The following is a 7,563-nucleotide window of genomic DNA, read 5'->3' on the forward strand; positions in this document are numbered from 1 at the left end:
TAATATCATTTCATTTGTTGTTTGGCTATAATATTACTTATCAGAAGTAAATGAAACTCACGAAATAAAACCTTTAACTTCGAAGGAGTCATAGGTCGATTAAAGTTAACGGATATAGCAAAAGAAACCAATAAATTAAGTAAGAATATGGAGGTAACTATGGATAAAAATTATATAAGAGAACATAAAATTGGCGTACCTTATGAAGGTTTTGCAGAATTTACTAGAAAAGTAGCAGCAGAAGGCACTGTATTATTAAAGAATGATAAGAATGTATTACCACTTAAAAAGGGAGAGAAAGTTTCCCTATTTGGAAGAGCACAGATTAATTATTATCGAACAGGAACAGGTTCTGGTGGTTCTGTTAACGTATTATATACTTCAAACATTTTAGAAGGATTACGAACAAAAAAAGACATTGAATTAAATGAATCATTAATTAATACATATGAAAAATGGATTAAAGAAAATCCATTTGATAATGGTGGAGGTGCTTGGGCAGCAGAACCACCTAGTCAGAAAGAAATGCCTGTTACCGATGAGTTAGTAAAAGAAGCATCAAAACATTCAGATAAAGCCATCGTTATTATTGGAAGAAATGCTGGGGAAGACAAAGATAACACGCCTGGAGAGGGAAGTTATCTTTTAAAGCAAGAAGAAATTGAAATTCTTGAAACAGTAACAAAATATTTCGACCAAGTTATTGTTATGTTAAATGTTTCAAACATCATTAATATGAGCTTTCTGGAAGAAGAACGTTTCAAAGATCGAATTCAAAGTGTCCTCTATATATGGGAAGGCGGTATCGAAGGAGGTAATGCAGTAGCTGATGTATTAGTTGGTGATGTGACTCCAAGTGGTAAATTAACAGATACTATAGCATATCAATTAGAAGATTATCCATCTCACAGCAATTATGGAGATGCAGATGTTAATCTTTATCAAGAAGATGTGTATCTTGGATATCGTTATTTTGAAACATTTGCACCAGAGAAGGTTCAGTATGAATTTGGATTTGGTTTATCGTATACAACATTTGAGACAAGTTTAGTTAAGGCAGAAGTTACATCGGATATTGTGTCTAAGGCTACTATCAGGCTGAAAGTTTGTGTTAAGAATATAGGTTCTACTTATTCAGGAAAAGAATCAGTACAGGTTTATGTAGAAGCACCCCAAGGTGAATTAGGGCAACCAGTGAAGAAGTTAGTTACATTTGCTAAGACAAAAGAGCTTGCACCTGGGGGAGAACAGATCTTGGAAATTGAATTCAAGGTAGCTGACTTAGCTTCTTACGATGATAGTGGAGTTACGGGACATAAATCTTGTATGGTTCTTGAGGCTGGTGAATATGTATTCCATGTTGGCTCTAGTGTTAGAAATTGTGCGAAAGTGGAATTCCAAACAGCTACTGGAGAACAGAAAGGATATATGGTAGAAGAGTTAGAAGTGGTGGAACAGTTACAAGAAGCGTTGTCACCAAGTAAAGAATTCACAAGAATGAAGCCAGGAAAACGCCTTGCAAACGGAGCATATGAACTTATCTATGAAGCTGTTCCAACAAGAACCTATTCCATGAAAGAGAGAATCGAACAAAACTTACCACCAACCTATCCGCAAACAGGGAACAAAGGGATTACTCTTCGTGATGTTGCAGATCAAAAAGCTACTATGGAGCAATTTATCGCACAGTTAACCACAGAGGAATTAGCGACTATTGTACGTGGAGAGGGAATGTGTAATGTTAAGGTAACACCAGGTACTGCAGCAGCGTTTGGCGGAGTTGGAGATACTCTATTCGAATATGGTATTCCAATTGGATGTGCAGCAGATGGTCCATCTGGAATCCGTATGGAAGGTGGATATAAGGCAACACAAGTACCAATAGGAACTTTGTTAGCGGCTACTTGGGATACAGAATTAATCGAAGAGATGTATGTATATGAAGGCAAAGAATTACTTCGTAATGAAGTAGATACTTTATTAGGTCCAGGAATGAATATACGTAGACATCCATTGAATGGACGTAACTTTGAATATTTCTCAGAAGATCCAGTTGTAACAGCTAAGTTTGCTACTGCTCAAGTAAGAGGTATACTAGCTGGAGGTTCTACAGGAACAATGAAGCATTTTGCATGTAATAACCAAGAATATCGACGAAGCTTTGTTGAGGCGGTTGTATCAGAACGTGCTCTTAGAGAAATATATCTAAAAGGATTTGAAGTTGCAGTGAAAGAAGGCGGAGCCAATTCGATTATGACAACATACAATCCGCTTAATGATTATTGGAATGCATCAAATTATGATTTGAATACAACAATTCTTCGTAAGGAATGGGGATTTCGTGGTATCGTTATGACCGATTGGTGGGCTAAGATGAACGATCCAATAGAAGGTGGAGAAAGTGTGGTAACGAATACGGCTGGTATGGTTCGTGCACAGAATGATTTATATATGGTTGTTCCAAATGATGGTGCAGAGATTAATGCTGGAAATGATAATACATTAGAAGCAGTTGCAAATGGTAGTTTGACAATTGGTGAATTACAACGTTGTGCCATGAATATCTGCAAGTATTTGATGAATGCCGCTGTGTTTGGAAGAAAGCAAGACTATAACTGTGCAGTTCAATATTATGAACCATTAGAAAAGGCTGTCACAGATCAAGAAGTTACTATAATAGATGAGAATAATCAGGTTCCAATTACGGCAAATGGTAAATCCTATGTCAAAGCAAATGCGGGTAGTTACACGTTAGTAGCTAAAGTACGTAATAAGAAGGAGAAAGTTGCGCAATCTGCATGCAAATTCTTGATTAATGGTGAGACTGCGCTAGTAATGCAAGTAAATGGAACTGATGATGAATGGTCTTTGATTCGTCTTACTCGTGTGGAACTAGGTAATGGACAATACGAAATCAGCTTAAAGGGCATGACTGACGATATGGACATTGAATATATCGAGTTTAGGGATATAAAATAATTAGATAGCTAAGGTTTTATTATTATAAAATGATTCATAGGTATATCATCTTGGAAGTTGCAAAAATTGCGTTGGTGTTAAGCCAACGCTTTTTTTGAAGGCTTTACTAAAATGGTACTCATCATGAAAACCAACACAACGAGCGATTTCATAGGATTTCATTGTACCAGTTAGTAGAAGTTCCTTTGCTTTATTAATACGAATCGTATTTAGATAACTAAAAATTGTAAATCCAGTCTGCTTTTTAAAGATTCGATTTAAGTAATCAAAGTTCATATTCATGTGACTTGCGATTGAGTCACCAGTTAATTTTTCGGCATAGGAATTTCTTAAGTAAGTGAGAAGTTCTTGTGTCTTATCCATCTGTTTAACAATGGTATTACGATTGTTTGTATCACGAAAAATCTTCTCTGAAAAGTATGTTGAGAGAAGCGTGAGTATTTCAATTAATTTACAAGAACAAATTAATTTAAAATGTTCATTCTGCTGATTAAAAGCAAACAGTGCTTCTTGCATATATTGATCTATTTGGTTTAATACAGCTTTATCGGTGATATACAGATCTTTTGGAATAAACAATTTAGACTGCGTATATGGTTCATAGCTAAGAGGGTCACAATTGTAGAAAAGACGCTTGTTTTTAAGTAAGATACTTTCGATGGTATCTAATTTACTACAGTCAAAGGTGGTAAAAGTATTCTTTGAAAAATGTATGTAATAATAATCACAAGCACTTTCCTTATAGCCTTCATGAGGGTAGCCAGGTTCTAGTAAAAGAATATCGCCTGTATGTAGTTCATGTTTGCAGTCATTTTCTTTAATAAATAAGGTTCCTGAATTAACAATATATAGAACATATTCATCCGTAACACGACTAAGATGAGTCCAATGGTTTGGTGTAATGTTACGACTCATATAGGAAACCTTAGGTAGGTTATCAGTTTGTAAACAAAAATACACGATTCATCACTCCTTTGAGAGTACTGTACCACATATGATATACTATGTAAATATTTTAAAGTCGCTCTTATACAAGAAATGGACGGTCTATTACATTTAGAATTCGGACAATAAGAGTTAAAATAGATTCGGAATCAAAGATAGGTAATGGAAGGAGATATAAGATGTATAAAGCGAATGATAATAGATATGAACATATGCAATATAAGAAATGTGGAAATAGTGGGGTGAAGTTACCTAGAGTAGCTCTTGGTTTATGGCATAACTTCGGTTCCGTTGATCCGTATGAAAACCAAAAAGCAATGCTTTTTGAGGCATTCAATCAAGGTATTACACACTTTGATTTAGCTAATAACTATGGGCCAGTTTATGGTTCGGCAGAAGATAATTTTGGACGAATCATGGAAAGTGACTTACGTCCATATAGAGATGAGATGATTATTTCAACAAAGGCTGGTTACGATATGTGGCCAGGACCTTATGGCGATGGAGGATCAAGAAAGTATCTGATGTCAAGCTTAGACCAGAGTTTAAAGAGAATGAAGCTTGACTATGTGGATATCTTCTATCATCATAGATTTGACCCAGAGACACCATTAGAAGAAACAATGGGTGCATTATCAGATATTGTACGTCAAGGTAAAGCGCTCTATGTTGGTATCTCGAATTATAATGCAGAACAGACAAAGAAGGCAACAGAGATTCTAAAGGCTAATGGAACGCCATTACTAATTAATCAAATTAGGTATAGTATGTTGGACCGTTGGGTAGAAGATGATCATTTACTTGATACGTTAGATGAGGTTGGTGCAGGTAGTATTTGCTATAGCCCACTTGCTCAAGGTGTATTAACAGATAGATATCTACATGGAATTCCAAAAGGAAGTCGTGCTACTAGGAACCATTTCTTACAAAAAGATAGTATAACGAGAGAACTAGTAGCAAAGGTATCTAAGCTAAATGAAGTGGCTAAGGATAGAGGTCAAACACTTGCGCAGATGGCACTTTCATGGGTATTACGTGACCGGGTTACTACTGTTTTAATCGGTGCAAGTAGAGTAGAGCAAATTAAAGACAATATTGGTATTGTAGATAAATTGGACTTTACTGAGGAAGAGCTTGGAATAATTGAAGATATCTTGAATGATAAATAATCATAACAAAATGGACTGACGCAAATAATCCCAAATAGTTGAATGTTAGAGATTCATCTATTTGGGATTATTAATTTTGCGCTTGCTTTATTGGTTAAAACGTTATATAACGATGTTATAAAATGGATAAAACTTATATTCATTAAAGGAAGGAGTACTTTATAGTTATGCCATCAAAACACAATGTTTATGGTTAATCCAAGGCAAACTCTTATATAAAAGTTGTGTCTCAAAAATAAAGGATTGGGGAAGGAAAGGTTAGATGAATAACAAATTAAAGATTAATAAGGAAAGAACATGGGTGTATTCACCAACTCCCAATGTAGTAATTAAGACAACTGTTAATGCTGTAATTCCTGAGGAAAAATTGCAAGTTGCTATTAATAAAGCAGTTGAGGTGAATGAGATTCTTCGCTGTAGTGTTGTATTTGATTCAAATCAGGAGACCTATTATCAAGTACAACCGGACACGATATATCCTATTAATGAGTATTGTGATGAATGGGAGAAGGTTGCTTTAGGACAAGCAAAAGAACCATTTCGTCCCGATCGTGGAAATCTAATTCGATTTTTCTATTCATACAAAGAAGGAAATACGGAATTGCTATTAATTGCTCATCATCTTATGGGGGATGGCACTTCTTATGCGTATCTAATTCAAGACATTATGCGTATATTAAATGGGAAAATACTTAAGAATAAGCCAATACAATTATTCCAAATGGAGGATCTGCCTAAGAAGAGTAAATTGACATTGCCTATGCGTATTATGATGAATGGACTTAATAAAAATTCAATAAGACAGGAAGAGCGTTTACCCCAGAAGAGTATTATAATATGGCGAAACAATATCATAATGATACCGATATAGATATTATAACCAAAACATTTACGAAAGAAGAATATCTACATATGAAAGGTTTGTCAAAGGAATATGATGTGACACTGAATACCTTGATTGTAACGGCTCTATTAGAAGCAGCCAATGTAAAGTCTGATATTGGGCAGGCAGTTAGTATTCGAAAACCAGGTTATGAAGGTATGGGGAATTATGCAACGGGAGTTGCCACGGTAAATGAGTATGATTATAGTACGAGCTTTAAGGACAATGCCAAACTTGTACAAAAGGGACTTTATAAAAAATTACATAATGAAAAAAAGAAATATTTTCTTTTGCAGTTTATGGGTGGTATTAAAGGAAGCCTACAAGATGCAATTTATTTTGCTGCCTGTGATGGTTATGAGAATAAAACAGCAAAACAATTGGCTTGGATGTTTGGATATCTAGGGAATCCAAAAGGAATTAGTGTAACGAACTTAACGAAGATTCCAATTTCGGATACCTATGGTGACATGAAATTACTGGACTTTACCTTTGTTCCACCTTTAGTTTTGAATTCAAAAAGAATTATAGGAATCGCTACAATTGGTGATACCATGACAATCTCAATGAGTATCAGGGAAGATGTGAATAAGCAGAGTAATCTTAAGTTTTTTGAAACAGCAATGGAGGCTTTTAGTAAAACAACTTTTTAGAAGTTAAAATCCTTAGTGTAGGTGGAGAAATTACCCTTGACATTTCTATATTCATACGATAGAATTAATCATACAATTCCTAGTTATATTATATGAATAGAGAACGGAGTGATTATATGAAACGTATATTATGTTTTGGAGATTCCAATACATATGGATATAGACCAGATGGCCTTGGTAGGTATGATGAAACGATACGCTGGACTGGAAGAATACAAGAGGTACTTGGGAGAGATGAGTTCGCAATAATAGAAGAAGGATTATGTGGAAGAACAACAGTTTTTGAAGATGAAATACGTCCAAACCGTAAAGGAATCGATGCGATTCGTATGATTGTAGAATCTCATAATCCTTTAGATATTGTCTTCATTATGTTAGGAACCAATGATTGCAAAACTAGGTACGGTGCATCTGCTGGTACCATTGCTAAAGGGATAGAACAGATTATTGAGAGTGTTCGTCAATTTGCAGGAAACGAAACAAGAATAGTGGTTGTATCTCCAATTCATCTAGGGAGAGGTGTAGGAGAGGACGGTTTTGATCCTGAATTTGATGAAAAATCAGTAGAAGTTTCCTTACACTTATCAAAAGCATTGAGAAAAATTGCACTTACTAATAATTGTTCCTTTCTGGATGCATCAACAGTAGCAAATCCAAGTGAAGCTGACCGTGAACACCTTGATGAAGAAGGGCATGCACAATTAGCAAATCTAGTAGTTGATAGAATTAAGGAACTTACAGAGGGATTTTATTACGGGATTATATAGTTAGGGTACTAGAAGGTGTATCGAAGCAACTCTAAATACATTAATAAAAAAACTTACCGTTTCTATTATAAATACTTTAGGAGTATGAGTATTTATAATAGTAACGGTTTTATTTTGCTTTAGAACTTCAAATAGCACGCTATATTTTTGAATTTATTATGTTAATA

At 34.9% G+C, this 7,563-nt stretch carries 6 protein-coding genes; 5 read left to right on the plus strand and 1 reads right to left on the minus strand.

The annotated features are described in order from the left end of the window. The first annotated feature begins 159 nt into the window (after positions 1-159). Positions 160-2,979, plus strand: coding sequence for a glycoside hydrolase family 3 C-terminal domain-containing protein (locus tag ACW2QF_RS02110; RefSeq protein ID WP_455714339.1), 2,820 nt, complete (start codon positions 160-162; stop codon positions 2,977-2,979). A gap of 45 nt (positions 2,980-3,024) precedes the next feature. Here the strand turns inward: ACW2QF_RS02110 and ACW2QF_RS02115 are convergent, their stop codons facing one another. Beyond that, the gene (locus ACW2QF_RS02115; RefSeq protein WP_455714340.1) at positions 3,025-3,939 is read right to left on the minus strand and encodes an AraC family transcriptional regulator; all 915 of its coding nucleotides are present in this window, start codon (positions 3,937-3,939) and stop codon (positions 3,025-3,027) included. A gap of 164 nt (positions 3,940-4,103) precedes the next feature. On the opposite strand from ACW2QF_RS02115, the gene mgrA reads away from it, so the two are divergent. The 4 genes from mgrA (at position 4,104) to ACW2QF_RS02135 (ending at position 7,396) form a co-directional block, all read left to right on the plus strand. Then, positions 4,104-5,093 carry an L-glyceraldehyde 3-phosphate reductase gene (gene mgrA / locus ACW2QF_RS02120; protein ID WP_455714341.1) on the plus strand — a complete coding sequence of 330 codons (990 nt, stop codon included), beginning with the start codon at positions 4,104-4,106 and terminating at the stop codon, positions 5,091-5,093. 262 nt (positions 5,094-5,355) lie between these two features. Beyond that, positions 5,356-5,964, plus strand: coding sequence for a condensation domain-containing protein (locus ACW2QF_RS02125; RefSeq protein ID WP_455714342.1), 609 nt, complete (start codon positions 5,356-5,358; stop codon positions 5,962-5,964). Continuing rightward, on the plus strand, positions 5,931-6,629 hold the full coding sequence (locus tag ACW2QF_RS02130) for a hypothetical protein (protein ID WP_455714343.1): 699 nt from the start codon (positions 5,931-5,933) through the stop codon (positions 6,627-6,629). The genes ACW2QF_RS02125 and ACW2QF_RS02130 overlap by 34 nt, the downstream gene beginning before the upstream one ends. Positions 6,630-6,745: 116 nt before the next feature. Further along, on the plus strand, positions 6,746-7,396 hold the full coding sequence (locus ACW2QF_RS02135; RefSeq protein ID WP_455714344.1) for a GDSL-type esterase/lipase family protein: 651 nt from the start codon (positions 6,746-6,748) through the stop codon (positions 7,394-7,396). The last annotated feature ends 167 nt before the right edge of the window (positions 7,397-7,563 follow it).

The sequence above is a fragment of the Anaerosporobacter sp. genome (genome assembly GCF_965301125.1).